Below are 26842 nucleotides of genomic sequence, written 5' to 3' on the forward strand. Positions count from 1 at the left end.
TTAGCGCCACTCCTTCTTTTTGTTCTACTATATAATCTCTTATCTACACAGCTCACGTAAATCAGCAAAAAGACGATCCGCTTCTTCCCAAGAAGATGCTTTTGCACCAGAAGCCATCGGATGCCCTCCGCCGTTATATTGCATTGCTAATTTATTTATTACTGGCCCTTTTGAGCGAAGACGAACACGAATCACATCGTCTTCCTCTAAAAATAGAACCCATGCCTTTAATCCATCAATGTTACCAAGTGCTCCAACAACGCCAGATGCTTCAGAAGGAAGTACATCAAATTCTTCTAATACTTCTTTCGTTAATTTAATGTAAGCTGCTCCTTCTTCTACCATCGTAAAGTTTTGTAAAATATAGCCGTTTAAACGAGCAATCTTTTCTTTCGTCTTATACATTTCGTTGTATAAATCTGTAAACTTCACATCCATATCAACAAGCTCACTCACATAACGAAGTGTTTTCGCTGTTGTATTCGGGAATAAGAAACGACCTGTATCCCCAACAATACCCGCTAAAATAAGACGAGCTGCTTCTTTCGTTATTTGTAACCCTTTATCTTTTCCATAATTATAAAACTCATAAATCATTTCACTTGTAGAACTTGCTGTCGTATCTACCCACGTAATGTCTCCGTATGGATCTTCATTTGGATGATGATCAATTTTGATTAACATCTTCCCTTTTGTATAGCGTTGATCGTCAACACGTTCTTGGTTTGCTGTATCACAAACGATAACGAGCGCATTTTCGTATACACTATCTTCAATATCATCCATTACTCGTAAATATGCTAATGACGGTTCATTGTACCCAACCGTATAAATATTTTTCTCTGGAAACGATTCTTGTAGAATTGTACTAAGACCGCCCTGTGAACCTAACGCATCTGGATCCGGACGCACATGACGATGAATAATAATTGTATCAAACTCTTTAATTGCTCCTAAAATTTGCTCATGCATATGTATAATCTCCTTTTTATTCAACTTCTTCACTTCAACGTGCAGTAAAAGCCCAATGAATGCGGGCTAATCATTAGCGCGGAAACATCCCCACACTAATGAAAGTCTCACTTTATCCTCCATTATAACGGAAAGTATTTCATACATGCGAACAATTGCTTTATAATAAAAATTAGAAAGTTTAGATATTTCTTTTTTCTCTACTATTTTTTCATAAAGCGATGGGAGTGTGCATGATGCCAGTATTAGTCTTCTGTATTATCGTCTCATTTATGTTGTACCTCTTCTACAAAACAAAATACTTTCGTACAAACCGCCCAATGGAGAAAGGTTGGCTCTCAGGAAAATCCGCAATGGCACTCGGTTCATTCGTCTTATTCTTCGGGATAAACCAATTCTTTTTAGAACTTTCAACCGCTCGTATTATCGTTGGTATCTTATTCGTTCTATTTGGCAGTGCAAGTGCCTTTAATGGATTTCGCCAATATAAACATTTCTTACCATTAGCAGTTGAAGAAGCCGAAGTCTATGAAACAACGTAAAAAAGCATCAACATTGTGATGCTTTTTTACGTCCTCTAACTTTTAAAATCATATATGCGACAAACGCAGAAGGAATATTGAATGGATTGCCTTGCACATGGAGATGTAATTGTTCTTCCCCAAAAGACATTTTTTCATATAGTTCTCGCTGAGATAATCCTGTTTTTTTCTTTTTTTCATGTAAACCTTGTAAGTATAAATATTGAATCGGTATCATCACAAGGAAGTAAAATAGTGCGATACTACCAAAAAAGAGTACTGTTGATGACATCATGCATACCACCTTTCATAAATCCATTTTCTTACAATCAAATTATAACATAGTCTAGAATCCAAATGAATTAATATTCTGTTTTTTTATCAGACAATTGTCTTACTGCATAACTCCTCTTCCGCATACTGAATATATCGGCGAATGAAATAATCAGGATTCTTTTTAATAGGTTCAATATCAAGTCTTAATGGTATTTTCCCTGCCATATAAAAGATTCTTAAAGCAGTTCCAAGTCGAATGGCTGCTTCCGAAATATTTCCCCCATATCCCATCATGAAGTTCCCCCATGCCTCTTCTAACTGTCCAGAAGCAATTAAATGCAATCTAGGAACACCAATATCAAACTCTTTATACCCAAATCCACATTCATCAAAATCGAGTAAATACCAATCCTCTTTGTCTACAAGAATATTTCCAAAATGCATATCTCCGTGAACAAATTGTTTTTCTCCCAATTGAATTGAGTTTGTAAGTTCTTGTATTCTTTCTGCAATTCTCAAGCATTTATTTTTATCCTCATAAGATAAAAAAGAAGCATGTAATAAACATTGTAAAGGCTCATGAATCATCTTTTTCTCGCTATATATAGGTCTTTCATAACCCCTCCAAGTTTGCGGCACACTTTTAAGTACTCCATTTGTTTTTTCATGAAACATTCGCATGAGTGATCCAAGTTTTTCATAATCTTTATCCTTTGGTTCTATAATTTCACTTCCATTTATAAACCTAAAGACAACAAAATACTGGATACTTACCTCATCTTTCATAACAGGTGTGATCCAGTCACCATCTTTATTTACAACTACTTCTGGTACTAACATTTGTTTTTGTATCGCTATTAACCAATGTATTTCAGCTTCTATTTGCTCGGCTGTATAACGTCCTTCTCTATACTGCCTAACTACAAATTTATTTTTGTCCGATTCGAACATATATGTTTGATTTTCTCCCCCATGCAACAATGAAACTTTCGTAAAACTATTTAAATTATATTGCTTACATAACTGCTCTTTAATGTGAAAATCCATTCTTCTCCCCCCCTAGTACATATAGTGCAGCATAGTTTCCCTTTAATAATTAGTAGTGTAAGCTTTTCTATCGACTAACAACCAATTCTCTAACCTGATATAGATTAGCTAAAGTCTCCAACATATACTGCTATTTTTGCACTTCACTACCCAAACTCTTACGCAGCTTAAATAACAGCTTCAAAATCCAATAAAACAAAATAAAGTTAAAGAAAAAGCCTAATGGATTAAAAGATATTTCCCATCCACCATAATAAACAAATGTTTCAGCTGGTACACCAAAGTATAGAAAATCACCCTTATTTTCTCCAGCTGTAGAGATAAAGGAACAAACAATAGCGAAAATCAAACTTACTACATACAATTTCTTTTTCTTTATATCCATTCTTCGATGTGTTAACACATGAAAAGTTATTGCAAATACTACCCCTAAAAAGAGAATTATTACTCCCATTCGACACCTCCACAATTATTGTTCAAGCATCTTCAAATGATTGCACGCTTCTATTTATAAATATGAAACAGAACGTAATTTACCTTTTTTTTTGCAATTAAAAACATAATAGATTCAGTTGATAACTAAATTTTAAAAAGCTCTACTATACCTTCTTAAAAAAAATGGAACAAACCAAAGCGGCTTGCTCCATCTTTTTATTTATCGATCAATTGCACCATAAGTAATGCTTTCCCAACAACATTACCTTCATGATGTACTTCTACATCAACCTTACCAAATTTACGTCCAATTTCTAATACTTTCGGATGAACCGATACAACATTGTCAATTTGAACTGGTTTTACGAAATAAATTGTTAAGTTCTCAACAATTAAATCGCTCTTCTTTTGCGCACGAATAACGCGATTCGTTGCTTCTGTCACAATCGTTGCGAATACACCGTAAGATAGCGTTCCGATTGAATTCGTCATTTGCGGCGTCACTGAAAATTGATATAGATGCTCATTTTTCGCTTCTTTCGGCGTCATAAATTGATTCGTTACAATATCATCGATTGTTTCACCGACTTGCGGTTGACGCTGAATCATTTGCAACGCCTGAAGTACATCTTGACGGCTAATAATACCTTGCAACTTATTTCCTTCATCAACAACTGGAAGTAACTCAATACCTTCCCACACCATCATACGCGCCGCAGCTGCGACAGACATTTTTCCATTTACCGTAATCGGATGCTTTGTCATCACTTTATCAATTGGTGTTTCTTTCGCTACACCGATCATATCTTTTGAAGTTACAATACCTAACACCTTTTTATTTTCATCAACAATCGGATATCTTCCGTGCATCGTCTCTTCGTTATACGCATGCCATTGCTGCACTGTATCATCTGGCTTTAAATATAACGTTTCTTCAATTGGCGTTAAAATATCTTCAACGAGTACAATTTCTTTCTTAATAAGCTGATCGTAAATCGCACGGTTAATTAACGTTGCAACTGTAAATGTATCGTAACTACTTGAAATAATCGGCAGTTTTAATTCATCTGCTAATTTCTTCACATGATCTTCCGTATCAAATCCGCCCGTAATTAACACCGCAGCTCCGGTTTCTAACGCTAATTGATGTGCGTTCGTACGATTACCGACAATAAGTAAGTTTCCAGCTTCTGTATAGCGCATCATCGCTTCTAATTTCATTGCTCCGATTACGAATTTATTTAACGTTTTATGTAGTCCTTCTCTGCCTCCAAGTACTTGACCATCGACAATGTTAACGACTTCTGCATATGTCAGCTTTTCAATATTTTCTTTCTTCTTTTGTTCAATTCGAATTGTTCCGACACGTTCAATCGTACTAACATACCCTTTATTTTCTGCATCTTTAATTGCACGATAAGCTGTACCTTCACTTACACTCAAATCTTTTGCAATTTGCCTTACAGAAATTTTATGCCCTACTGGCAGGCTATTAATATGTTCTAAAATTTGGTTATGCTTGGTAGCCAAATGGTTTCACCATACTTTCTTTTCCCTAAATTCTTCATGTGTTGTATTTTCAGTATACTATATTTTCAAAACTGTTACACTCTCTCTTTGTATATCTGTACTATTTTTTTTATAACAAAATACACCTTACATTACACCACTTCTTCTATTACAACAATGTAATGGTATTGTCATCTCGTTCGATAGTTTGTCCAGCCACTTCCATATACAATGAAGACAAGAAATGAAACAAAGGAGCGGATACATGATGAAAAAATTATTAGAAGTTGTAGGTGCTGTATTGTTAGCTTTCGTAGACGGGAAAAAAGTTGCAATGGAATTGAATGAAACACCTGAACAGCCACTTCCAAAAAGAAAAGAATCATCAAAACAAGTACAACCTTTACAAGCTGTCCTACACACGTAAAAAACCCTTCACTTGTCTTTTCAAATGAAGGGTTTCTTTTCTATAGTGTAATACTTTCTCCAGCTTCTAATACTTTCCCTGTACAATTTTGTAGCTTTTCTACAAATTGATATGGATCTTGTTCAATAACCGGGAACGTATTGTAATGCATCGGTACAACAGTTTTCGCCTGAACCCATTTTGCTGCTAAAACAGCATCTTCTGGTCCCATTGTGAAATTATCACCAATTGGTAAAAATGCTACATCAATGTTATTTAATTCCCCAATTAATTTCATATCAGAGAATAGAGCAGTATCCCCTGCATGGTACAAAGTCTTCTCTTCTGCTGTAAATAAAATACCCGCTGGCATACCAGTATATGTAATCGTCTTATTTTCTTCATCAATATAACTAGAACCGTGGAATGCTTGTGTAAACTTCACTTTTCCGAAGTCAAATTCATGTGAACCACCAATATGCATCGGATGTGTTTTTACACCTTGCCAACTTAAAAATGTCGCTAGTTCAAACGGTGCCACTACAACTGCATTATTTTTCTTCGCAAGTTCTACTGTATCTCCAACATGATCACCATGACCGTGTGATAAAAGAATCGCATCTACTTTTACATCTTCAGCCTTTAAATCTGTTTTTGGATTTCCTGTTAAAAACGGATCAATTAAAATTACTTTTCCATTCGTTTCAATCTTTACAACTGAATGCCCGTGATAAGATACTTTCATTATTACATTCCTCCCCTTATTACATTCTCACTTTTTATTCTACATGATTTTTCAATTCCCTGTCTTTTCTAACATCGATTTACTTGTCATAACGCTTTCTTCCGAGTTAAAGTTATATTTGTAATTAAATATCTCGGGGGTGCCAATCGATGAATGCTAGATTAGAAAATTTAATGCAATGGCTAAAAGAAAAAAACGTAGAAGCTGCGTTCTTAACTTCTACACCAAACGTCTTCTACATGACAAACTTCCACTGTGAACCACACGAAAGACTTCTTGGTATGTTTGTATTCCAAGAAAAAGAACCTATTTTAATTTGCCCTAAAATGGAAGAAGGCCAAGCACGTAACGCTGGCTGGGCACATGAAATTATCGGATTTACTGATACTGACAGACCATGGGATATGATTGCAAAAGCAATTAAAGACCGCGGTATCAATGCAAATGCAGTTGCAATTGAAAAAGAACATTTAAACGTAGAGCGCTACGAAGAATTAACAAAATTATTCCCAAATGCAGCTTTCACGTCAGCTGAGGAAAAAGTTCGTGAACTTCGTTTAATTAAAGACGAAAAAGAACTTTCTATTTTACGCGAAGCAGCTAAAATGGCAGACTATGCTGTTGAAGTTGGTGTAAATGCAATTAAAGAAGATCGTAGCGAACTAGAAGTATTAGCAATTATTGAACACGAATTAAAAACAAAAGGCATACATAAAATGTCATTTGATACGATGGTATTAGCAGGTGCAAACTCTGCTCTTCCACACGGTATTCCAGGTGCAAACAAAATGAAACGCGGCGATTTCGTACTATTTGATTTAGGCGTAATCATAGATGGTTATTGCTCTGACATTACACGTACAGTGGCATTTGGCGACATTTCTGAAGAGCAAACTCGTATTTACAACACTGTACTTGCTGGACAACTACAAGCAGTTGAAGCATGTAAACCAGGTGTTACACTTGGTGCAATCGACAACGCTGCTCGTTCTGTTATCGCAGATGCAGGTTACGGCGACTTCTTCCCGCACCGTCTTGGTCACGGACTTGGAATTAGCGTACATGAATATCCAGATGTAAAAGCTGGTAACGAGTCTCCATTAAAAGAAGGTATGGTCTTCACAATCGAGCCAGGTATTTACGTACCAAACGTAGGTGGTGTTCGTATTGAAGATGATATTTATATCACAAAAGACGGATCAGAAATTTTAACGAAATTCCCGAAAGAATTACAATTTGTAAAATAATAAAAAAGGCAGCGTAAGTGCTGCCTTTTTCTATTTCCGCTTTAACACCATCTTCTCTTCATACTTATCATCCCATTTAATCACAATCTCTATCGGTTCATCTTTAGATAGAGGCGCACAACTTACACAAGAAGACTTCATTTCAATCTTTGCTCCTTTATGATTTTCTGACGTTTGTGTCATTGTGCTAAAGGCTCCATTAATAGCAATCTCTAAATTTTTAAATTCTGTATTTCCATCTCCGCCCTTATACCGAAATGTAAACATTCCATCTTCACTGTCATCCTTAATATGGCCTTTATATTGTCCCGTCCAACTTTTGCTCTCGCTAGAAAAAGTAACATACCAAATCGAGCAGCTTCCTAAAAAGAAAATACTAATGAAAAAGAATAATGCTCTCTTCATCATGCCCCTCCATTCAAATGCACTTATTTATTGTCTATTTCTTCCTTCTATTATACTATTAAAATACAGAATTTTCTAAAACAGGAGGTTTATATGTTACAACAACAGTTAGAAGAAATTCGTAATAATAATTACATGCTGGATAACAAAGTTAACATTGATTCTTTAAGTTCCAATATGCTTGAACATATCGGTGTTACTGATAGCTATTTAAGAGACAAACTTATTTACTCTACTTTTTATCATCTCATCAAAAAGGAATACCTTTCACACACGCAATTACAGAAACTACTATTAGAAAGCATCAGTGAAAAATATTTATTGTATAAGATTCATTCGGCTGATGAAGATGCGGTATTTACCCGTGCATTTACAACATTATTAATTGCCCTCATTATTGATGCTGATACAAATCATAATTTCTTATCACAGACTGATATTTCAAATGTAAAAGATCAACTAATTCTATATATGAACAACGAACATGATTTCCGGGGATATGTGCAAAACCACGGCTGGGCACATAGTATCGCTCATGCTTCCGATACATTTGAAGCGCTTGTTCGTAGTCCTAAACTGGAAACTTTACATTACGAAGAAATATTACAAACTTTATTAAACAAAGTCTGTGTCCATTCTATTTACTACAAATATGAAGAAGACGAGCGTCTCGTTTATCCGATTGTGGCAATGCTACAAAATGGCTTAAAGGAAGAAGCACTCATATCAGCCCTTCGTGATTTAGTAGCTCAATTACCCGTTCAAAAACAAACATTACATATTGAATCGTACGAGTTTCTATACGGAAATATAAAATCTTTCTTACGCAGCTTATTTTTCAGACTGCGCAAGCTTTCTATATGTGAAGAAACTGAATGTGAAGTTGAAACATTGCTACAAGAACTTCCAAAATATTATTAAAAAAAGAAGGCCACTTAAAAAGTGCCTTCTTCTATTTCACTAATATTTAATTGAAATTTCACAATCCAAACTGAGAAAAGGTGGACAAGAAGCGCAAACGCCATACATGCTCCGCTTAAAAAAGTTAGTATAGGATGCGAATACACGTGCCCTAATCCATAAGATATCGCCACGAAAAACATTGTTATGTAAATATAAATTGCTCCATGTATTTGCCTCATATAAACCTCCTTTTCATATAGTATAACATAAATTTTCTGATTATTCACATTAATAGACTGTAATTAATATTTCTCAACTGTTACACCTCTAACAGCCGCTTTAATATATGGCGCTCCTTGTAAACTTTGTAAATCCTCTGTTTTGCCTGTTACGACTATACCGTATATTGGTAGGTCTTTTGGTTTTCTGTTTTTTATTTCTTTATAGTTTGTCCTAAAAGATTCTTAATATCCCACTTTTATCTTCACTTAAAGATATCCAAATACAGCTTTTCTACATTTTTATCATAATAAAAAGCACATCTATTTTGATGCGCCTTTCACATATACTTTAGTAACATATAAATCATTTTTTGAAATAAAAACTCTTACTCATCTCTCTCCATACTATCTATGACTTAGTTGCCATAATAATTGAACGAGGATAAAACCCCAGCTTTTCATAAAACGATATAGCTTCATTTCCGTACACTACTGTTAATTCAATTTCATCTATCTTCTTCGCTTTAAACCATTCCACTGCACTATTCATTAATTTCAAACCAAATCCGTTTCCTCGGTGTTTTTCATCAACGAATAAAACTTCAATCTTTCCGTTTACACTTTTGCTATATGCTATACAACATCCTAATATATTATCTGTTTCCGTCTCAACTAATAATTCAATTCTATACTCTCCGTACTTTGAATTTTGTTTATAATTTTCAATACGTTCCTCAAATGACATTCTTGGATAGTCACCAGAAAAATGTTTTGATGTATTATTATGATATTCATGCAATTTATTTAAAGGTTCTCTTATTACTTCTATTTCATCGAGAGTGATATATTTATTACTAATTCTCATCCTACAGCATCTCCAATAATATATATTCCAACCAAAAAGATGACCATTTTACGATTATAAAATACCAATCTATTATTTCATCGCGTCCTTCACAATATCTTGAATCATAACGACTTCTGTTTTCATATCAACAGAGGGGACTTCCTCATCGATACATTCATACCAAAATTCCAAATGCTTTTTATCAATTTCATGATGAGAATTTTCGACAAGAGCCCCGCCTTCTCCTTGCACAGAATACCAATATAAGTACTCTTCTCCATCTCTTATTTCCCGGAAAATTGTCTCAACGTACATCTTTTCGTCATTTAATGTCAAAAGTACTTCTTTCATATTTTCATTCAGAAGCTGCATCCATTCATCTACACGATGACTTTTACCAGGCTTCACTTTAAATCTCGTTAACTCCACATTCATTTTTATTCCCCCGTTTTCTTCCGTACAAACAAGCTATATTCTATTGGATTATAAAAACTTAATTTACTAGCTAATTTTTGCGAAGGAATATTGTCTACATAACAATCCCAGCACGGTATAATATCATTTTGTATGCAATGTTCAATGAACCGTGTTGCAACCGCTTGGGCTAATCCTTTCCCTTGATATGCTTTATGCGTCACAATATCAATTTCAGCAAATCCATTCCCACGAAATATTGAAACACATTCCGCTACAATCATTCCCTCTAGTTCTATACAAAATCCAAAACCATCGTTTAAAAATGTTTCTTTTGATCCCCAATATTCTTTGTAGTACTCTTCTGTAAATTCACTGCTTCGTTCTATATATCTTCTATCAATACGCTTCACTTCATATGTATTTTTGTTACAATCTTGTTTTCTCTCTTCAAAGATTACGCTTTGAAACTTCATTCGCGGGATGTTTCGAAGTACATGACTAAAACGTTCTTCTATCATCATTTCCCACTCGTCACTCGAAGAGAACAATGTAAATCTCTTCTCTGTTTTTTCAATAGCCTTTTTTATAAAAGAAAATAAATCTTCGTTGTAATTTTGATCATCCGTATGACCAAATAAATAATAAATGCCATTCGCTGTACGAATTAGCCCTGCTGTTAACTTCTCGTTTACAAAAACATCACCATCTATCACTTGATCACATACCGCATAAGCAAACGTCGTCGTTTTTGTATGGCTTTCTAAAATCGGAAGGATTTTTCTATACTCAGCTACAGATAATTTTTTCATAATTGCTCCACTTTAATCGTATCCGCCTCTATATGTTCAAAACAAAGATTTACCGTTCTCTTTAATGCTCTCGTTCTATGAATCGTACATGCTGGAATTAAAATAGAATCATTCGGCTTTAATACCGCTGTTTCTCCATCTTCAAAATCAATAAGTAATTCTCCCTCTAACACAATAAATAATTCATCTGAATTAGAATGATAGTGCCAATCATATTCACCAGTAAACACAGCGATTCGTAAGCAATGACTATTTACATTTGAAACGACGAAGTTTTTATGTTGCTCTTGAATGTCTTTTGTTAGCTCTATTAAATTTATTTTCCCCATAGAATCTCTCCCCTTTACACCCCTTTATATACTTATCTTAAAATTAGCATAAGAGGTATTTTACTAACAAGAAAAAAATCCCATATTCTGAAATCAAAAAAGATCCCTAATCTTTCCTAACTATAAGAAAAATTAAAGATCTTTTTTTTATTTTATCGGAAATGTACTATCTCCAGCAGAAAGTACACCTTTCATATAACCTTTTGCAAAATCAGGCAATCCAATAATAAGTACTGCGGTTACAATTCCAATACCAATACCTCTTAGTTTCGGATTATTCTTCTTTTTACCTAAAATCATTGTAATAATTCCTGCTATAAGCAAAACAAATGACAAAATATCATAAATATACCCCATGTCGTGCCTCCCATTATCATCCTAATTTCTTATTATATATATTATAAGATGTTTTTATTTTAAATAAAAGCCCTCCTAAAAAAAGGAAGGCTACATATATTTTAATTATGATAAAGCAGGAGCTTTTTCAAGAAGCTCTTTCGCATCAGCGTATTGTAAACCGTGAGCTTCTGCAACTGCTTCGAATGTTACGTATCCATCTAATGTGTTAATACCTTTTAGTAATGCAGTGTTGCCTAAGCAAGCATCTTTGTAGCCTTTGTTCGCAATTTGTACTGCATATGGTACTGTTACATTTGTTAATGCAAGAGTTGATGTACGTGGAACCGCACCTGGCATATTAGCAACTGCATAATGAACAACGCCATGTTTTTCGTAAGTTGGGTTGTCATGAGTTGTAATACGGTCAGTTGTTTCAAAAATACCACCTTGGTCAATCGCGATATCTACAACGACAGAACCTGGTTCCATTGATTGAATCATTTCTTCTGTTACAAGTTTTGGCGCTTTTGCACCTGGAATTAATACTGCACCAATAACAAGATCAGATTCTTTTACGGCTTCTGCGATGTTGTATGGATTAGACATTAACGTTTTTACTTGGTTACCGAAAATGTCATCTAGTTGACGAAGACGTTCTGCACTTAAGTCGATGATTGTTACATCTGCACCTAAACCTACTGCAATCTTCGCTGCGTTTGTACCAGCTTGACCACCGCCGATAATTGTTACTTTGCCGCGTTTTACCCCTGGAACGCCTGCAAGTAAAATACCTTTACCACCCTTGTTTTTCTCAAGGAATTGTGCACCGATTTGTGCAGACATACGACCTGCTACTTCACTCATAGGTGCAAGTAATGGTAATGAACGATTGTCTAATTGTACTGTTTCGTATGCAATTGATACAACTTTGTTATCAATTAATGCTTTCGTTAATTCTGGTTCTGGAGCTAAGTGTAAGTATGTGAATAAAATTAAACCTTCACGGAAATAGCCGTATTCACTTGCTACTGGCTCTTTTACCTTCATAACCATATCTTGATTCCATGCTTCTTCAGCAGTTTCAACAAGTTTCGCACCAGCTTGTACGTATTCTTCATCCGTAAAGCCAGATCCTAAACCTGCTCCTTTTTGAACAAAAACTTCATGACCATTTTGTACTAAATGTACTGCTCCCGCTGGCGTCATTGCCACGCGGTTTTCATTGTTTTTAATTTCTGTTGGAATACCGATACGCATTATTAGTTCCCCCTTGAGTTATGAAATGACCCCTGAATCATTTTTTAAAGCGCTTTCTACGCTCTTATATTTTAACATAATATCTCAATATTTGACAAAAAATAATACAAGTTTTCCGATAGATTTAATTTTATATTAAAGGACAGTATTATCCGCACCTCTTTGCATAAAGGATAAACTGTCCAATTATTCGAAACTTCTCTTTATTTTTCTCTATCGATGTCTATGAATAACATCAACTGCACCAGTCACTTCAATAATTGTACCGGTAATCATATCGGAATCGTCCTCACATAAAAACACAATCGTTCTTGCAATATCTTCACCTGTTCCAGATCTACCAACTGGTGTGTTATGTTCTTTCAACTGACGTGCTTCTTGAATCGTCGCTTCTTTCATTTCACCAATAATATCACCAGGACATACCATGTTTGCAGTAATACCATATTCAGCTTCTTCGTAAGCAACTGTTTTCGTTAATGAAACAAGTCCTACTTTCGCTGCGGCAAAAGCTGAACGATAAATCCATCCCGGTGCGCTATCCGCCCCTTGAAATCCGTAATTAATAATACGGCCAAAGTTCTGTTTTCTCATAATCGGAACGACAAGTTTCAACAAATGAAACACCGCTGTTAAATTACCCTGAATCATTTCATTCCATTCATCTTCTTCATAATCGACTAACTTTTTTCGTTCAAATACATATGGACCAGCATTATTAATTAAGAAATCGATTTTGCCAAAACGGCTTATCGCTTCTTCTACTATTTTATGTAAATCTTCCTTTTTCGTGACATCCGCTTGCACGAATTGTAGACGCTCTTCCATATTTTTATATGTTTCTTTCATCTTTTCCATAGCCGTGATATCGCTATGATATGTTACTGTTACTGAATAGCCTTTAGCCAATAATTTTTCTGTTACTTGCTTTCCTAAACCTTTCGTACCGGCTGTAATGAGCGCGTGTCTCACAAAACGGCCCCCTTTTAAATTGCTATAGTTCATATGTAACAAGTTCTCGCACCAATTACAACTAAAATGAATCAAAACAGAGTTTTCGAAATTCTGTAACGTTTCTGGCAAGCGCATTACCAAAATTTGTTTTATAATAAAGTTGTAAACGGTAATAAAAATGATTGGGAGGAATTTACTATGAATAATACATATACAAATATTTTAATCGCGGTGGATGGTTCTAAAGAAGCAGAAAAAGCCTTTAAAAAAGCAATTCAAGTCGCAAAACGCAACAATGCAACATTAACTATTGCTCATATCGTTGATGTAAAAGCATACTCAGCAGTAGAAGCTTATAGCCGTGCAATTGCTGAACGTGCAAATCTATTTGCAGAAGACTTATTAGAAGACTACAAAAAAACTGCGCTTGAAGCTGGCCTTGAAAAAATTGAAACTGTATTAGAATTTGGTAATCCTAAATCAAAAATTTCAAAAGAAATCGCTCCAAATCATAAAGTAGATTTAATTATGTGTGGTGCAACTGGTTTAAATGCTGTTGAGCGTTTCCTAATTGGTAGCGTCTCTGAACATATTATTCGCTATGCGAAATGCGATGTCCTTGTTGTTCGTGGTGATGAGGAGCAAGGTGAGCTTTAATTTATAAAAATAAATAGGATAAATAAGAGGCTTCTCTTATTTACCCTATTTTCATTTATACTTTTGGAATTCTGTAATCTGGATTATGCTGTTCCCAGCCACCTTGTGTATGTACACTCGTATCGCCATCACCATCTACCCATATTGTTCTCCCGTCAGGTAAAACTCTTTCATGGGGTGTTACATGATGCGTATTCGGGTTTTCCTCCGCTGGATATTCTGCATCCATTACTTCTGGAGCTGATGCTTGTGCTACACTATCACCTTCTACTCCGTCGGCGATTCCATCCACACCATCAACTATATCAATAACTCCAACTGAGAAGACGCCTACAGCTGCAACTTTAGCTAATTCTTTCCCTGCTTCTATTGCTTTATCAGTATCTCCTTCTCTTATTGCTTGTACAGTTTCAACTCCCTTTTCCGAAACATGTACAATCCCTTTTCCAATTGTCGTTGCTGTATCTTGAACTGTTCCAAGTATTTCTTCGTATCCTCGCTTCGCTTGCTGTTTATCATCTGTAATAAGACCACCTATAGCATCATACGTCCCATCAGCAAGATTCCCAACGATTTCCCCAGTTTTCACAGTAGCTTTATTAACACCTTTTCCAACATCCTTTATGAAATTACTGTTCGTAACTTCTCCTACTGCTTCTATCGCACCGCCCACTACTTCGGCTGTAACTTTAGCGGCTGCTTTAGTTACTAATTTAATTAAACTCATACCGCATCTCCTTTTTAATATCATTATATAAAACTATTGCGATTATAATTATATAGCTGTAGTCTATATAACTACAACTTATTTCACATACTTTACTATAAACACAAAACAAACCACAACAACAATAACGATCGCCAACACATAAGGCGGAAGAAACTTCAAAGACCATAATGCCATCATAATCGTAGCTACTGTTAAATAAGATTGCCTTGCATCTTCTGTCATTTTTTTACGAAGGCAGAATACATACAAATAACCGATTGGCGGCGTAATAAAGCAAAGAACATATATAATTTTAGATTTCAAATACCATTTTTGTTCCCCAAGTTTCTGTATATCTTCTTCTATTCTCTTATGCTCTTGTTCTCTCGCTTCTTCTACAAGCGGATCTTCCTCTTCTCCTCGCTTTTCTTTCATATAAGGAAGAAAATGCATGAAAAAATAGTATGCAAATACGAACGCTCCAAATCCAATATTTAATCTTTCTATTGGAATATGTTCACTAAAACAAGCAGCGGCAATCACTAAAGAAAAACAATACGTCGTTATCCAAAATGAACGTTTTCTCTTTTTTCGTTCCATTTCTTTTTTATCTTGTACATGTTTTCTTTTCGAAAGCCATATCGAAATACAGCAGTCTACTACAAATAGAATAAAGATAAATATCCCGATATGTACTGTTTCTACATCCTCAAATGAAAAGATATTTGGGAATGCAACGTGCAATACAATTAGCGTATACAAAATTAACCCTATAAAATAAATACGTCTCATTTTCCATCCCTTTCTTATTTCCTAACATTACATTAACATACATTTTTTAGAAATAAACGGACAAAATATATATGTTTAGAAAAGGAGGGTGCTACATGGATGATTCTGAACGTATTATTTTAGATGTGAATGGGAAAGAAATCGAAATGTTAGATACAATTCGCGCACATTTTAGAGAAACACATGGAATTGAGCTAAGTAATGGTGCATTACTGCGAGATTTAATGGATATTGAGTATATTCGAATTACGGAAGATCGACATAAGTATGATTAAAAGAAAACGACTGCAGGCGAATGCCATCAGTCGTTTTTCTTTCTTTATTTAAGCTCTTGATGCTTCCCGCCCATACCACCTGGCTCATTGCTATCTTGGTGTACAGTTACTTTATTGGTTTTCGCATCTTTCAAAACTCTATATGTATATGATTCGTTTGGTTCATCTTTAAACTGTACATTCATACCGTAAGAACCGATTTTACTATAAAAGGCCGGTTTTATGTACGAAATATCACTTTCTTTATATCCTTTTTCTTGCAAGTGCCACATCGTTGCAAGAATCGCTTCCTCTCGCTTTACTTGTTCACCAACAAAGATATATTTGTCTAGGAGAAACACTTTAACATTTGCACTTAAGCTAATTAACAGTAAAACGATAAATATTATTTTTTTCATAGACTTCCCCTAAATTATTCTTTTTTACTATATCATAACTTAAATACTAGTAAAAAAGAAAGTACGCCAGACTTTAACAGACTGGCGTACTTTTTAACTCAATTCTTGATAACTTCTTTCGTTAATCCCTTCGCCTTCTCCAAAGCCTTTTCAATCTGTTCAAATCCTGTTCCACCAGCACTGTTACGACGCTTTACAGCTGCATATGGTGACAGCACTTCATACAAATCTTCTTCAAATAACGAGCTCATTTCTTTATACGTTTCAAGTGGTACATCTACTAAATAAATTCCTTTTTGTGTACAGTGCAGCACTAGCTTTCCAACAATTTCATGAGCTTGACGGAATGGTAGTCCTTTGTTTGCTAAGTAGTCAGCAATTTCTGTTGCGTTAGAGAAATCTTGCGTTACAGCTTGCCCCATTTTTTCTTTGTTGACAGTCATCGTCTCTAGCATGCCTGCCATAATATGAAGGCATCCTTCTACTGTTTTTACTGTATCAAACATTCCTTCTTTATCTTCTTGCAAGTCTTTATTGTAAGCGAGCGGCAATCCTTTCATTACTGTAAGTAAGCTAAATAAATTACCGTACACCCTGCCTGTTTTACCACGAATAAGTTCCGCCATATCTGGATTTTTCTTTTGTGGCATAATGCTGCTTCCCGTTGCGTATTGATCGCTCATTTCAATAAATTGAAACTCTTGGCTACTCCATAAAATAAGTTCTTCGCAAAAGCGTGATAAGTGCATCATAAGCATAGATGAGTTACTGAGGAACTCCAGTATGAAATCGCGATCGCTTACTGCATCTAAACTATTTTCATAGATTCCATGAAATCCAAGAAGCTCCGCACTATATTCTCGGTCAATCGGGAATGTTGTCCCAGCTAACGCTCCTGCTCCTAATGGCGAAATGTTAATACGCTTTAACGAATCTTCATAACGATTCACATCGCGCTCTAACATCCAAAAGTAAGCGAGAATATGATGCGCAAATGAAATTGGCTGAGCACGCTGTAAGTGCGTATAGCCAGGCATAATCGTTTCAATATTATTTTCTGCTTGATGAACAAGAACCGTCTGCAATTGTTTTGTAGCTTTTATAATATGCTCTACTTTTTCTTTTAAATATAAGTGCATATCTGTCGCTACTTGATCGTTACGACTTCGGCCAGTATGAAGTTTCCCGCCTACTTCACCGATTTTTTCAATTAACATCTTTTCGATATTTAAATGAATGTCTTCCGCTTCAACGGAAAAATGCAATTTATTTTGTTTCGCTTCTTCTAATAAATATTGAAGACCTATCTTTATTTTCTCTGCTTCTTCTTTCGTAACGATGCCTTGCTTTGCTAGCATCGTTACGTGTGCAATACTTCCGTTTATATCTTGATTTACTAATTGTTGATCGAAGGAGATGGATGCTCCGAACTCTTCAACCCATGCTTCCGCTTCTTCTGTAAAACGTCCGCCCCAAAGTTTGCTCACGCTTCCACCTTCTTTTGATTCACTTGGCTGTATACTTTCGTCGGTAAACCGAATAATGAAATGAATCCAACTGCTGCATCATGATTAAATTCATCCTGAGCAGTATATGTTGCTAATTTTTCATCGTATAAAGAGTATTCAGATTTACGTCCTTCTACAATTGCATGACCTTTAAATAATTTCACACGCACCATGCCTGTTACATTCTTTTGCGTTTCTTGTAAGAAAGCATTCAGCGCTTGTTTTAAAGGCGAGAACCATAAACCGTTATAAATAAGCTCTGTTATTTTTTGCTCAATCATCGGTTTAAAATGTGCTACTTCTTTTACGAGTGTTAAATCTTCAAGTTCTTTATGCGCCGTAATTAATGTCATTGCTGCTGGGCATTCGTATACTTCACGCGATTTAATACCAACAAGACGATTTTCTACGTGATCGATACGTCCAACGCCATGTTTTCCAGCAAGTGCATTTAACGTTTTAATAAGTTCTGAAAGTGGGTATGCAGTACCATTTAAAGTCGTCGGTACGCCTGCTTCAAAGCCGATTTCTACAAACTCTGGTTTATTCGGTGTATCTTCTAATGCTAATGTCATCTCATATGCATCTTCTGGCGGTGCTGCCCATGGATCTTCTAAAATGCCACATTCATTACTGCGTCCCCATAAGTTTTGATCGATTGAAAATGGGCTGTCTAAATTAATCGGAATTGGTACATCGTTTTCTTTTGCATAGGCAATTTCTTCTTCACGTGACCATTTCCATTCACGTACAGGCGCAATCACTTCTAAGTAAGGATTTAACGCTTGAATAGAAACTTCAAAACGAACTTGATCATTCCCTTTCCCTGTACATCCGTGTGCCACTGCAGTCGCTCCTTCTTGTTCTGCAATCTCTACTAATTTCTTCGCGATAAGCGGACGTGATAACGCTGAAACAAGAGGGTATTTCCCTTCGTATAACGTGTGCGCTTGCATCGCCATCAATGCATATTCATTTGCAAATTCTTCTTGAACATCAATCATATATGATTTAATTGCACCTACTGAAAGTGCCTTTTCTTTTACAAATGCTAAGTCTTTACCTTCCCCTAAGTCTAAACAAAGCGCGATAATATCATAATTCTTCTCTTGTAACCATTTAATTGCAACGGAAGTATCAAGGCCTCCAGAATATGCTAATACAACTTTTTTCTTCTCCATTTTGCATCCCCCTAAAGAATAAATATTCATTTTCTTTTATAATAATTCACACTTTAACACCTTTTACAAAATGTATCAAGAGTCATTTTCAAATTTTTTCAAACAATTTCGTCGAACTTCTTTCTGTTTTTTTGTACAATATAAGCAGGAAAACGGGGGTGAACTTATGGAAAAGTATTTCTTATACGATGAACATCTCGGAATTGAAATTCCGCATTTACAAGAAGACTGGGAAGATATCCCCGAAAAAATGCAACATGCGATTTTATTAAAATGGGAACAAGTTCGCGGAAAGATTCCTGATCGTATAAAAGAACTCGAACATTATATTAATGCAAAACAGCATCATTTAAATAACGAAGAAGACTTCGAAATTTCTTGCAAACTGAATTCAGAAATTGCCGATCTCGCTTCCATCATTAATGACCTTTGGCTTTGGTATCGACTCACTCAAAATGTATCTGAGGGGAAAGCACACCAATAAAAAAAGCATGCCCCTCAATTACTTTGGGTCATGCTTTTTTGTCGTAACACGATTTACAATATATTTCTTTTGCTGTTTTTGCCAAACACACATCAAATGGACCAACTAATATACTTCTTTCTTTCGGCAACTTTACAAAAGCAACAAGCTCTTCTTCATATTGAATCTTTTTCTGACATGAAACGCATATTAACTCTTTTCTTTTAAACATGTCTTTTAGCATATTCTCACTTTCCTCTTCATCTGTCTATATTAATATACTCTCATAATAGTTAAAACTTGTAAAAAAATGACACATTATAAAGTAAATGATTCATATACTATGTACAAAAGGAGGCCTTACACTTATGCGCGCTTTCGTTATTATCGCTTTAACTTTTTTAAGTGTGATTAGCTGGGATGCGTTTTTTAAAGATAAAAAGGATACAACTGAATAAAACCGATTTTTCTTACTTATTGGACAACCCGTTAAAAACTGTCCAATTCTGCGAAATAACTTAGGCTTTTCTACAAAAATATTTAAACATAACAATTTTTGTAGATTTCCTCCGTTTATTGTCGGTTTCCATCCGCATACATTTTTTGAAAGTATGATATAATAATATAAATCTTGAAGGAAGGGATTTTGATATCATGATCGCTCGAAGGAGCATGTGGCATCGTATTGACGAATCATACACGTAGCGTATTTTCCAGCTCAGATACTTTAGTCTAGCGAAAAAAATACGAGAGTGGGGAAATTATGATTGCCCGAAGGATAATTTGGCAAAAAAAAGACTCTTCTTACACATAGCGTTTTGTTTAGGGCTTAATTGTTACTAGCTAAACAAAACAAAGAAGAGCAGGATTGCTAAATGAAGAATCCTACTCCACGTTTTGTTTAGTCGTTTTAAGACTTAAACTAAAACGAAAGTAGGGAGAATTGATGGACGAGAGGATTATTCGTTATTTCTTCAGCGACATATAGCGTAGTTAGTTTTTTCGTAAACTAACTGAAGCTACATGTGAGCTCGTAGTTAGTTTACAACACAAAAAAGGACTACTAACTACGGAAAGAAGGAATAACGATGAGGAACATCCAAAGTCGACAAATTATTAAAGAAGTTTTTATGGTTTTAATCGGTTCATTTATTTTAGCAGCAGCGCTATATCACATTCACTTCCAAAACCACTTAACAGAAGGTGGCTTTGTAGGTATCGCACTATTCATCCAAAATTTTTATGATATTTCACCATCTATTTCAACTGTAATGATGGATATCCCAATTATTCTACTATGCGCTTCATTGTTAGGTAGAAAAATGGTTGGCTATTCATTCTTAGGTTCAATTTCATTCGGAGTATTTTATTCTCTTATGGAAAATTATTCTCCATTTACGGTCGATTTATCAAACAATTTATTTATAGCTGCAGTAGTTGGCGGTGCGTTAGCTGGTATTGGACTCGGTTTTATATTGCGATTTGGCGGTGCAACCGGTGGAGACGATATTTTAACAATTGTATTAAGTAAAAAAACACGTTTTACAATTGGGCAAATTTTCTTCGTCTTTGACGCGATTGTTCTTGCGCTTTCATTATATTATTTAAATTGGACAGAAATTGCTTTTACTATTCTTTCGATTGCCGTACAGGCAAAAACATTGGATTTAATTTATTATCCAAAAACAGAAAAAGCAGAAGAAAAGCAGCCAGTATCTATTCCAATGTCCAAAAAGCATGCAACAAATTAAAAAAGCGAAAGGCTTCGGCCTCTCGCTTTTTTTATGCTCTTTTTTCCTTCTCGACTATGTGGCGCACTTGATAAAATCTATTTGCAAATTCAGTAACGTTTCTTGTTAAACGATAATTCACTGTAGACCCGATTGCCATTCCAATTACCGGAATACCTTGGAATAATTTACGACGAAGAGCATAAATCGAAAATGTTTTCAAAATTTGTTTTAAAATAATTTCAGTCGAAGCTGGTTGTAACACCGCTTCATCTCCTTCGTAGAAGAAGGAATCTTCTTGTTCTAGCTCTTGCAGTAAATTGTACCATGCGTATTGCTGAAGTCTTCCTGGTAGTAATGACGCATGAAATACCTTTAACGCAAGCATCATTTCATAAGGCTTGTTCACATCATGCCCAAATGACGTTGCAATAAGTTGGACAGCCTTCACATTTAACGCAATCATAACCGGAAAATCAGCTGTTAATAATAATAAACCTCCAGCACCCGTTGCTCCGCCTTGTACGAATGAATATAGGCGATGGCGTGCTGTTTGCTGCTCTGCTATGTATGTTAATTGATCGATAGATAATGCTTTTAAATCCTCTAGTTGCTCAATCGATTCATCAAATAATCTCGATGTTCCTAAAATACGATTACGCGCCTCTAACTGTGATTGTGAACTTTGAATCAATGCATGCAAATGAAAGAGCCATCCATCTGCTTTCGTAAAGAAATCTTTTCGTTTTTTCTCAGGTAGTTTCGCAATTGTATTATGTACCCATTTATCAAACAGTTTTTGAAAATCAGTCGCTTCTTGCTCAACTAATTGCGATTCCCATTCTTTTATATTGTCTAAAATGGCTTGTTCTCGCTTCGATCGCATCGTAACAACCACCTCGTTCGATTTTTTTCTATTGTAACATATTTCTGCTTATTCTTTGCAAATATGCTTGTCTATCTTTATTCACATACCACTTTTAGTGACATAAAATATTAACAAAAAGGATGAGATAAATCACATGAATCTATCCGATATAAAAAAAGAATATCATGCAGTATTCAGTTTAGGACAAAACTGCTGGCCTGCTTGGGCGTTATATCAATTCAAATTATCGCCATTTTTTGGCGTTATTGATTTTATGCTAAGCCCATCATTAGAAAAGGTGAATATATTATTACAAAATCGATTCGACCGTTTTTTACAGTTAGAAAACCTATCCTTCATCTCATTTTGGGATGATGATGCGAAATTAAGACTACGGGACAATCTATATGAAATCGACTCCTGCCACGACTTTAAAACAGATGTAAACACACCAACTTCTTGGCCTTCTTATACAGAAATTAAGTTAAATTATGAGCACCGAATTAATCGTTTTCTAACTACAATTGACACAGCACAATCCATATTATTTATTCGAACTGGAGGAACATACGAAGAAGCACGTTCCTTGGAACACATTTTATCTCAAATCGTTACACATACATTCTCTGTCCTATTACTCATTCCTGAAGATGTACCAACTGTTACGGAAGAAGATTGGGGATTGCAAAATATTTGCGTTATAAAATGTCCTATTATGGATGTATTTCAGTACAATGAAGCATTTTGGAATGACTTATTTAATGGCATTGTAATTCGACCACATTCTTAAATACACGACACTTTTATTACGCAATACATTATAATCATCCTTATACAAAATAAAGTGAAACTTTAATCAGCCCTCACCAATCGGACTTTTACGGACAGCCCGACCCCCACCTAACTTCTTTGCTTCCGCTGAATTTTGAGGTGGGGGTCTTACTGCCCGTTAAAGCGGGATAAATAAGGAGTGATTGTATATGTATCCACGTGCAAAAGCTTTCAGTCTTGCTTTACATCACGAGCGGCTTCTCGTACAAGAATATCATACAGACGATGAAACATATTACCGGCCTCTTGGCGGTTCAATTGAATTTGGTGAAAAATCAGCACATACCGTTATTCGTGAATTTCAAGAAGAGCTTCATACAGAAGTGGAAATCACTGCTTATTTAGGTTGCTTAGAAAACATCTTTCATCTTGATGGAGAAATTGCTCATGAAATCATTCAACTATATTCTTTACGCTTATTAGACAAATCACTATATGAAATGGAAAAAGTGAATATACAAGATGAGCAAACAGTATCGTATGCGAAGTGGATCCCCATTACAGCATTCATTCAGAAGAAGAAAGTACTCTATCCAAATGGAATTTTAAACTATATCCAAAAGAAAAAAGACGAAATCCTATAGGATCTCGTCTTTCTTTTCATATATTAACCAATGTTTCCAAGACGTAGTACGTCACGAGCGATCATAACTTCTTCGTCAGTTGGAATTACAATAATTTTTACTGGAGAATGTGGGAAGTTGATGAATGCTTCCTCACCGAATACGTTATTGCGTTTTGCATCGAAGTATACGCCCATGTATTCAAGGCCTTCTAATACGCGTTCACGAATAATCGCACTGTTTTCACCTACACCAGCTGTGAAGATGATTGCGTCTACACCTTTCATACGAGCAGTGTAAGAACCGATGTATTTGTGGATACGGCTTACGAATACATCAAGTGCTACTTTCGCACGGTGATCGCCTTCTTCTTCTTTCGCAATGATGTCACGTAGGTCACTAGAGTAACCAGTAAGACCTAACATACCACTCTTCTTGTTTAATACGTTAACTACTTCTTCTACTGTTTGGCCTGTTTTTTCCATGATGTATGGAATTAACGCAGGGTCAATGTTACCAGAACGTGTACCCATTGTTACACCAGCAAGTGGAGTGAAGCCCATAGAAGTATCGATAGATTTACCGCCTTCTACTGCTGCGATACTTGCACCGTTACCTAAGTGACAAGAAAGTAAGCTTAAGCTTTCAAGTGGACGACCTAATAGTTCAGCCGCACGCTCAGTTACATATTTATGAGAAGTTCCGTGGAAACCGTATTTACGGATACCGAATTTTTCATAGTACTCATATGGTAAGCTGTATAGGAATGCAGATTCCGGCATTGTTTGGTGGAATGCTGTATCGAATACTGCTACTGCTGGTACGTTTGGTAATACTTCTTGGAATGCTTTAATACCAACAACGTTTGCTGGGTTATGAAGTGGTGCTAAATCGCTTAATTCTTCGATATCAGCTAATACTTCATCAGTAATTAGAACAGAGTCAGCAAATTTTTCGCCGCCGTGAACAACACGGTGACCGATACCGCCAATCTCATCTAGAGATTTAACGATTCCGTTTTCAGTTAATTTTTTTAGAAGCATATTAACTGCTACTGCGTGATCTGGAATGTTTGTAATTTCTTTTTGTTTTTCGCCATCTACAGTAATAGTGAAGATACTATCTTCTAAACCGATACGTTCTACTAAACCTTTTGTTAATACTGTTTCACTTGGCATTTCAAATAATTGGAATTTTAAGGAAGAGCTTCCTGCGTTAATCGCGATGATTTTTGACATCTAGTCTTTCGCCCCTTTTTCTCTTGGTAGTTGTGTGGATGTTTCCACAAACCGCTCGATTTTATCTGATCAAATTTACTAAATATGAAAACGTTTCATCATTAGCAAATTTTATACTCACGATTTTAATTTAAACATCGTACGACATATATTTCAAGTGAAAAAATTGTAACACCAAGAAAAAAAATATATTACAGATTTCAAAAAAATTCAGTTAAATCTTGTATATATTTAAAAATATGACATATCATATAAAACTGTACTACATGAATTACTAACCCTGTTACATATACCTAGCCTTATTTATGCGTTGCAAACCAAGTATTTAATTGGTCCATAATGTCCTCCATCGCCTTCATGTTGGAGAATTTAGGTAACTCCACTAATAATGCCTGTTTTGGCATCGTTACACTAGGGCCTTTCTTTTGGAGAACAAATATACTTTTTGCATTTTTCTCGTTTTTAAACATGGAAACAGGTAGCTGTAATAACCCCTGAATAAAGCATGTTTCTTTAATAAATGCATGTAATTTCGGTGCTTGATCACTTTCAAAAATGAAGTTCGGTACTAGGAAGAATAAGTAGCCGCCTTCTTTCGTATGCTTCACACTTTGTTCAATAAATAGGTGGTGGGCATATGACATTCCTTCATCTGCTTTTAATTTATATTCACTTGCACCGATTTCATTTGGATAGTAGCCAATCGGTAAGTCTGAAATAACTGCATCAACTGGATCAATATAAAGCGGTGCTAGTCCATCTTGATGGAAGAATTCGATTGCATGCTTTTGTAAATTCGCATTTACTAAGGCAAGTTTAATTAGCACTTCATCCACTTCTACACCAAATCCACTCATTGCTAGTCCTTCTTTGGCGCTATTAAATACGGTAGTCATTAAGTTACCTGTTCCAATTGCAGGGTCTAAGACAGCAATTTCATTTTGACCTTGCATAAATTTATGGAATAAGTAGCTCATGAACATACCAACTGCATCAGGTGTCATTTCGTGATTCGCTTGTACGCCTTCTTTCATTCCTTTTAAGATGGCTAACTGAAATGCTTTACGAATTTCTTCACCTTTATATGTTTCTTCATTAAACGTACTATATTCACGATTCAGCCTTTCAATTGCTGATTCTGATAATTCCTCTTGTAAAATCGCTCCTTCAAACAAGTTATCCCCTGTTTCTACAAGCGCCTCTAAATATGTTACATCTAATTCTTTACGTAAAACTACCGCAGAAGAATCAAAAATAGAAAATAAAGTTTCTACTGTCTGACTCACGTACATTCCTCCTTCTCTCTTTTACACATAACTTATATCATACCACAAAGTGTTTTTTTCCAAAAAGAAAAAGCGACCTCCTACAAAGAGCTCCCCTTTCAGTTATATATGATATAACGTTTTTTCTCATATATCGATGCCGTTACAGAGCAATATATGAGAAAAAACGACCTCTTTATAAGAGGTCATTTCTTTTGCATTATTTTGCAGCTTTAGCTGCTTCTAATGCTGCTTCATAGTTTGGATGGCTTGTACCTTCACTTACGTATTCTACGTAAACTACTTTGTCATTGCTATCTACTACGAATACTGCACGAGCAAGTAAACGAAGCTCTTTCATTACTAAGCCGTAAGCTTCACCGAATGAAAGGTCGCGGTGGTCAGAAAGTGTAACAACATTTTCTAAACCGTTTGCTGCACACCAGCGTTTTTGAGCGAATGGTAAGTCAGCGCTAATTGTTAATACTTTCGCGTTTTCAATACCTGCTGCATCTTGGTTAAAACGACGTGTTTGTGCATCACACACACCTGTGTCGATTGAAGGTACAACACTAATTAATTTCACTTCGCCTTTGTATGTTTCTAAACTTACTGGAGATAAGTCGTTTGCTAACACTTGGAAGTTTGGCGCTTGATCGCCAACTTTAACTTCTGTTCCAACTAAAGTCATTGGGTTACCTTTAAAAGTTACGTTTGCCACTTGA

Annotated in this window: 35 protein-coding genes and 1 pseudogene; 10 read left to right on the plus strand and 26 right to left on the minus strand. The window is 35.5% G+C overall.

Annotated elements, in window-relative coordinates; all coding sequences use genetic code 11:
* Positions 1 to 39: 39 nt before the first annotated feature.
* Complete coding sequence (locus ACTFNE_RS04515; protein ID WP_046198162.1) at positions 40 to 972, minus strand: DHH family phosphoesterase; 933 nt, start codon at positions 970 to 972, stop codon at positions 40 to 42.
* Positions 973 to 1208: 236 nt separating this feature from the next.
* Here ACTFNE_RS04515 and ACTFNE_RS04520 point away from each other — a divergent pair, with 236 nt between their 5' ends.
* Positions 1209 to 1514 carry a YtpI family protein gene (locus ACTFNE_RS04520; RefSeq protein ID WP_001144763.1) on the plus strand — a complete coding sequence of 102 codons (306 nt, stop codon included), beginning with the start codon at positions 1209 to 1211 and terminating at the stop codon, positions 1512 to 1514.
* Between the two features lie 7 nt (positions 1515 to 1521).
* On the opposite strand, the gene ACTFNE_RS04525 is transcribed toward ACTFNE_RS04520, so the two are convergent.
* The 4 genes from ACTFNE_RS04525 to ACTFNE_RS04540 form a co-directional block, all read right to left on the minus strand.
* Entirely contained in the window at positions 1522 to 1785 is a 264-nt protein-coding gene (locus ACTFNE_RS04525) for a DUF3949 domain-containing protein (RefSeq protein WP_000099739.1), read from the minus strand.
* An 89-nt stretch (positions 1786 to 1874) separates the two neighbouring features.
* Positions 1875 to 2816: a phosphotransferase enzyme family protein gene (locus tag ACTFNE_RS04530; RefSeq protein WP_270706384.1), complete on the minus strand. Its 942-nt coding sequence runs from the start codon at positions 2814 to 2816 to the stop codon at positions 1875 to 1877.
* A gap of 130 nt (positions 2817 to 2946) precedes the next feature.
* Positions 2947 to 3270: a hypothetical protein gene (locus tag ACTFNE_RS04535; RefSeq protein ID WP_000538208.1), complete on the minus strand. Its 324-nt coding sequence runs from the start codon at positions 3268 to 3270 to the stop codon at positions 2947 to 2949.
* 197 nt (positions 3271 to 3467) lie between these two features.
* On the minus strand, positions 3468 to 4781 hold the full coding sequence (locus tag ACTFNE_RS04540; protein ID WP_000201583.1) for a CBS domain-containing protein: 1314 nt from the start codon (positions 4779 to 4781) through the stop codon (positions 3468 to 3470).
* A 247-nt stretch (positions 4782 to 5028) separates the two neighbouring features.
* On the opposite strand from ACTFNE_RS04540, the gene ACTFNE_RS04545 reads away from it, so the two are divergent.
* A complete protein-coding gene (locus tag ACTFNE_RS04545) occupies positions 5029 to 5187 on the plus strand; it encodes a hypothetical protein (protein WP_162200387.1) in 159 nt (52 codons plus the stop codon).
* A 40-nt stretch (positions 5188 to 5227) separates the two neighbouring features.
* Here ACTFNE_RS04545 and ACTFNE_RS04550 read toward each other — a convergent pair whose 3' ends face one another.
* A complete protein-coding gene (locus ACTFNE_RS04550; protein ID WP_000868938.1) occupies positions 5228 to 5911 on the minus strand; it encodes a metal-dependent hydrolase in 684 nt (227 codons plus the stop codon).
* Between the two features lie 149 nt (positions 5912 to 6060).
* Here ACTFNE_RS04550 and pepQ point away from each other — a divergent pair, with 149 nt between their 5' ends.
* Entirely contained in the window at positions 6061 to 7158 is a 1098-nt protein-coding gene (gene pepQ / locus ACTFNE_RS04555; RefSeq protein WP_000994042.1) for a Xaa-Pro dipeptidase, read from the plus strand.
* A 30-nt stretch (positions 7159 to 7188) separates the two neighbouring features.
* On the opposite strand, the gene ACTFNE_RS04560 is transcribed toward pepQ, so the two are convergent.
* Positions 7189 to 7566, minus strand: a complete 378-nt coding sequence (locus ACTFNE_RS04560) for a lipoprotein (protein ID WP_002022511.1) — start codon at positions 7564 to 7566, stop codon at positions 7189 to 7191.
* A 90-nt stretch (positions 7567 to 7656) separates the two neighbouring features.
* Here ACTFNE_RS04560 and ACTFNE_RS04565 point away from each other — a divergent pair, with 90 nt between their 5' ends.
* On the plus strand, positions 7657 to 8484 hold the full coding sequence (locus ACTFNE_RS04565) for a DUF2785 domain-containing protein (protein ID WP_046198165.1): 828 nt from the start codon (positions 7657 to 7659) through the stop codon (positions 8482 to 8484).
* A 14-nt stretch (positions 8485 to 8498) separates the two neighbouring features.
* Here ACTFNE_RS04565 and ACTFNE_RS04570 read toward each other — a convergent pair whose 3' ends face one another.
* From ACTFNE_RS04570 to ACTFNE_RS04610, 9 genes and pseudogenes are all read right to left on the minus strand, one after another.
* Positions 8499 to 8705, minus strand: a complete 207-nt coding sequence (locus ACTFNE_RS04570) for a hypothetical protein (protein ID WP_001248905.1) — start codon at positions 8703 to 8705, stop codon at positions 8499 to 8501.
* Between the two features lie 63 nt (positions 8706 to 8768).
* A pseudogene (locus ACTFNE_RS04575) lies at positions 8769 to 8961 on the minus strand (anti sigma factor C-terminal domain-containing protein); the annotation flags it as partial.
* Between the two features lie 135 nt (positions 8962 to 9096).
* Entirely contained in the window at positions 9097 to 9552 is a 456-nt protein-coding gene (locus tag ACTFNE_RS04580; protein WP_088668385.1) for a GNAT family N-acetyltransferase, read from the minus strand.
* Positions 9553 to 9624: 72 nt separating this feature from the next.
* Entirely contained in the window at positions 9625 to 9969 is a 345-nt protein-coding gene (locus tag ACTFNE_RS04585; RefSeq protein ID WP_270706383.1) for a DUF6176 family protein, read from the minus strand.
* A gap of 2 nt (positions 9970 to 9971) precedes the next feature.
* Positions 9972 to 10760 carry a GNAT family N-acetyltransferase gene (locus ACTFNE_RS04590; RefSeq protein ID WP_270706381.1) on the minus strand — a complete coding sequence of 263 codons (789 nt, stop codon included), beginning with the start codon at positions 10758 to 10760 and terminating at the stop codon, positions 9972 to 9974.
* Complete coding sequence (locus tag ACTFNE_RS04595) at positions 10757 to 11089, minus strand: cupin domain-containing protein (RefSeq protein ID WP_270706379.1); 333 nt, start codon at positions 11087 to 11089, stop codon at positions 10757 to 10759. The genes ACTFNE_RS04590 and ACTFNE_RS04595 overlap by 4 nt, the downstream gene beginning before the upstream one ends.
* A 147-nt stretch (positions 11090 to 11236) precedes the next feature.
* Complete coding sequence (locus ACTFNE_RS04600) at positions 11237 to 11446, minus strand: hypothetical protein (protein ID WP_000540687.1); 210 nt, start codon at positions 11444 to 11446, stop codon at positions 11237 to 11239.
* 105 nt (positions 11447 to 11551) lie between these two features.
* Complete coding sequence (gene ald / locus ACTFNE_RS04605; RefSeq protein WP_001219405.1) at positions 11552 to 12685, minus strand: alanine dehydrogenase; 1134 nt, start codon at positions 12683 to 12685, stop codon at positions 11552 to 11554.
* Between the two features lie 213 nt (positions 12686 to 12898).
* Positions 12899 to 13690: an SDR family oxidoreductase gene (locus tag ACTFNE_RS04610; RefSeq protein ID WP_046198263.1), complete on the minus strand. Its 792-nt coding sequence runs from the start codon at positions 13688 to 13690 to the stop codon at positions 12899 to 12901.
* 147 nt (positions 13691 to 13837) lie between these two features.
* On the opposite strand from ACTFNE_RS04610, the gene ACTFNE_RS04615 reads away from it, so the two are divergent.
* The gene (locus ACTFNE_RS04615) at positions 13838 to 14296 is read left to right on the plus strand and encodes a universal stress protein (protein ID WP_001066673.1); all 459 of its coding nucleotides are present in this window, start codon (positions 13838 to 13840) and stop codon (positions 14294 to 14296) included.
* Between the two features lie 55 nt (positions 14297 to 14351).
* Here the strand turns inward: ACTFNE_RS04615 and ACTFNE_RS04620 are convergent, their stop codons facing one another.
* Together ACTFNE_RS04620 and ACTFNE_RS04625 are read right to left on the minus strand one after the other, a co-directional pair.
* Complete coding sequence (locus ACTFNE_RS04620; RefSeq protein ID WP_046198167.1) at positions 14352 to 15023, minus strand: hypothetical protein; 672 nt, start codon at positions 15021 to 15023, stop codon at positions 14352 to 14354.
* A 78-nt stretch (positions 15024 to 15101) separates the two neighbouring features.
* Positions 15102 to 15797, minus strand: coding sequence for a hypothetical protein (locus tag ACTFNE_RS04625; protein ID WP_046198168.1), 696 nt, complete (start codon positions 15795 to 15797; stop codon positions 15102 to 15104).
* A 95-nt stretch (positions 15798 to 15892) separates the two neighbouring features.
* Here ACTFNE_RS04625 and ACTFNE_RS04630 point away from each other — a divergent pair, with 95 nt between their 5' ends.
* On the plus strand, positions 15893 to 16072 hold the full coding sequence (locus ACTFNE_RS04630) for a hypothetical protein (protein ID WP_000342755.1): 180 nt from the start codon (positions 15893 to 15895) through the stop codon (positions 16070 to 16072).
* A gap of 44 nt (positions 16073 to 16116) precedes the next feature.
* Here the strand turns inward: ACTFNE_RS04630 and ACTFNE_RS04635 are convergent, their stop codons facing one another.
* From ACTFNE_RS04635 to ACTFNE_RS04645, 3 genes are all read right to left on the minus strand, one after another.
* Positions 16117 to 16470 carry a DUF3139 domain-containing protein gene (locus ACTFNE_RS04635; protein WP_061132057.1) on the minus strand — a complete coding sequence of 118 codons (354 nt, stop codon included), beginning with the start codon at positions 16468 to 16470 and terminating at the stop codon, positions 16117 to 16119.
* A 98-nt stretch (positions 16471 to 16568) separates the two neighbouring features.
* Positions 16569 to 17957 (minus strand): argininosuccinate lyase, encoded by a 1389-nt coding sequence (gene argH, locus ACTFNE_RS04640; protein WP_270706377.1) that lies wholly within the window; start codon positions 17955 to 17957, stop codon positions 16569 to 16571.
* Positions 17954 to 19159 (minus strand): argininosuccinate synthase, encoded by a 1206-nt coding sequence (locus ACTFNE_RS04645; protein WP_000412314.1) that lies wholly within the window; start codon positions 19157 to 19159, stop codon positions 17954 to 17956. Before ACTFNE_RS04645 ends, argH begins: the two co-directional genes overlap by 4 nt.
* Before the next feature lie 166 nt (positions 19160 to 19325).
* On the opposite strand from ACTFNE_RS04645, the gene ACTFNE_RS04650 reads away from it, so the two are divergent.
* Positions 19326 to 19643, plus strand: coding sequence for a hypothetical protein (locus tag ACTFNE_RS04650; protein ID WP_000417212.1), 318 nt, complete (start codon positions 19326 to 19328; stop codon positions 19641 to 19643).
* A 28-nt stretch (positions 19644 to 19671) separates the two neighbouring features.
* Here the strand turns inward: ACTFNE_RS04650 and ACTFNE_RS04655 are convergent, their stop codons facing one another.
* Positions 19672 to 19866, minus strand: a complete 195-nt coding sequence (locus ACTFNE_RS04655) for a hypothetical protein (protein WP_000910277.1) — start codon at positions 19864 to 19866, stop codon at positions 19672 to 19674.
* 844 nt (positions 19867 to 20710) lie between these two features.
* On the opposite strand from ACTFNE_RS04655, the gene ACTFNE_RS04660 reads away from it, so the two are divergent.
* A complete protein-coding gene (locus tag ACTFNE_RS04660) occupies positions 20711 to 21373 on the plus strand; it encodes a YitT family protein (RefSeq protein WP_001244531.1) in 663 nt (220 codons plus the stop codon).
* A 31-nt stretch (positions 21374 to 21404) separates the two neighbouring features.
* On the opposite strand, the gene ACTFNE_RS04665 is transcribed toward ACTFNE_RS04660, so the two are convergent.
* Positions 21405 to 22238 carry an EcsC family protein gene (locus tag ACTFNE_RS04665; RefSeq protein ID WP_001256869.1) on the minus strand — a complete coding sequence of 278 codons (834 nt, stop codon included), beginning with the start codon at positions 22236 to 22238 and terminating at the stop codon, positions 21405 to 21407.
* Positions 22239 to 22374: 136 nt separating this feature from the next.
* Here ACTFNE_RS04665 and ACTFNE_RS04670 point away from each other — a divergent pair, with 136 nt between their 5' ends.
* Both ACTFNE_RS04670 and ACTFNE_RS04675 read left to right on the plus strand, forming a co-directional pair.
* A complete protein-coding gene (locus ACTFNE_RS04670) occupies positions 22375 to 23010 on the plus strand; it encodes a DUF1796 family putative cysteine peptidase (protein WP_001053723.1) in 636 nt (211 codons plus the stop codon).
* A 190-nt stretch (positions 23011 to 23200) separates the two neighbouring features.
* Positions 23201 to 23635, plus strand: a complete 435-nt coding sequence (locus ACTFNE_RS04675) for an NUDIX hydrolase (RefSeq protein WP_270706376.1) — start codon at positions 23201 to 23203, stop codon at positions 23633 to 23635.
* A gap of 23 nt (positions 23636 to 23658) precedes the next feature.
* Here the strand turns inward: ACTFNE_RS04675 and ackA are convergent, their stop codons facing one another.
* The 3 genes from ackA to tpx all read right to left on the minus strand — a co-directional run bounded on the left by ackA (position 23659) and on the right by tpx (position 26838).
* Complete coding sequence (gene ackA, locus ACTFNE_RS04680; protein ID WP_000034576.1) at positions 23659 to 24852, minus strand: acetate kinase; 1194 nt, start codon at positions 24850 to 24852, stop codon at positions 23659 to 23661.
* Between the two features lie 299 nt (positions 24853 to 25151).
* Entirely contained in the window at positions 25152 to 26138 is a 987-nt protein-coding gene (locus tag ACTFNE_RS04685) for a class I SAM-dependent methyltransferase (RefSeq protein ID WP_000084359.1), read from the minus strand.
* A gap of 199 nt (positions 26139 to 26337) precedes the next feature.
* Positions 26338 to 26838, minus strand: coding sequence for a thiol peroxidase (tpx, locus tag ACTFNE_RS04690; protein WP_000024528.1), 501 nt, complete (start codon positions 26836 to 26838; stop codon positions 26338 to 26340).
* Between the last annotated feature and the right edge of the window lie 4 nt (positions 26839 to 26842).

This window comes from Bacillus cereus group sp. MYBKT111-2, assembly GCF_051915205.1.
In the GTDB taxonomy this organism is placed as follows: domain Bacteria; phylum Bacillota; class Bacilli; order Bacillales; family Bacillaceae_G; genus Bacillus_A; species Bacillus_A paranthracis.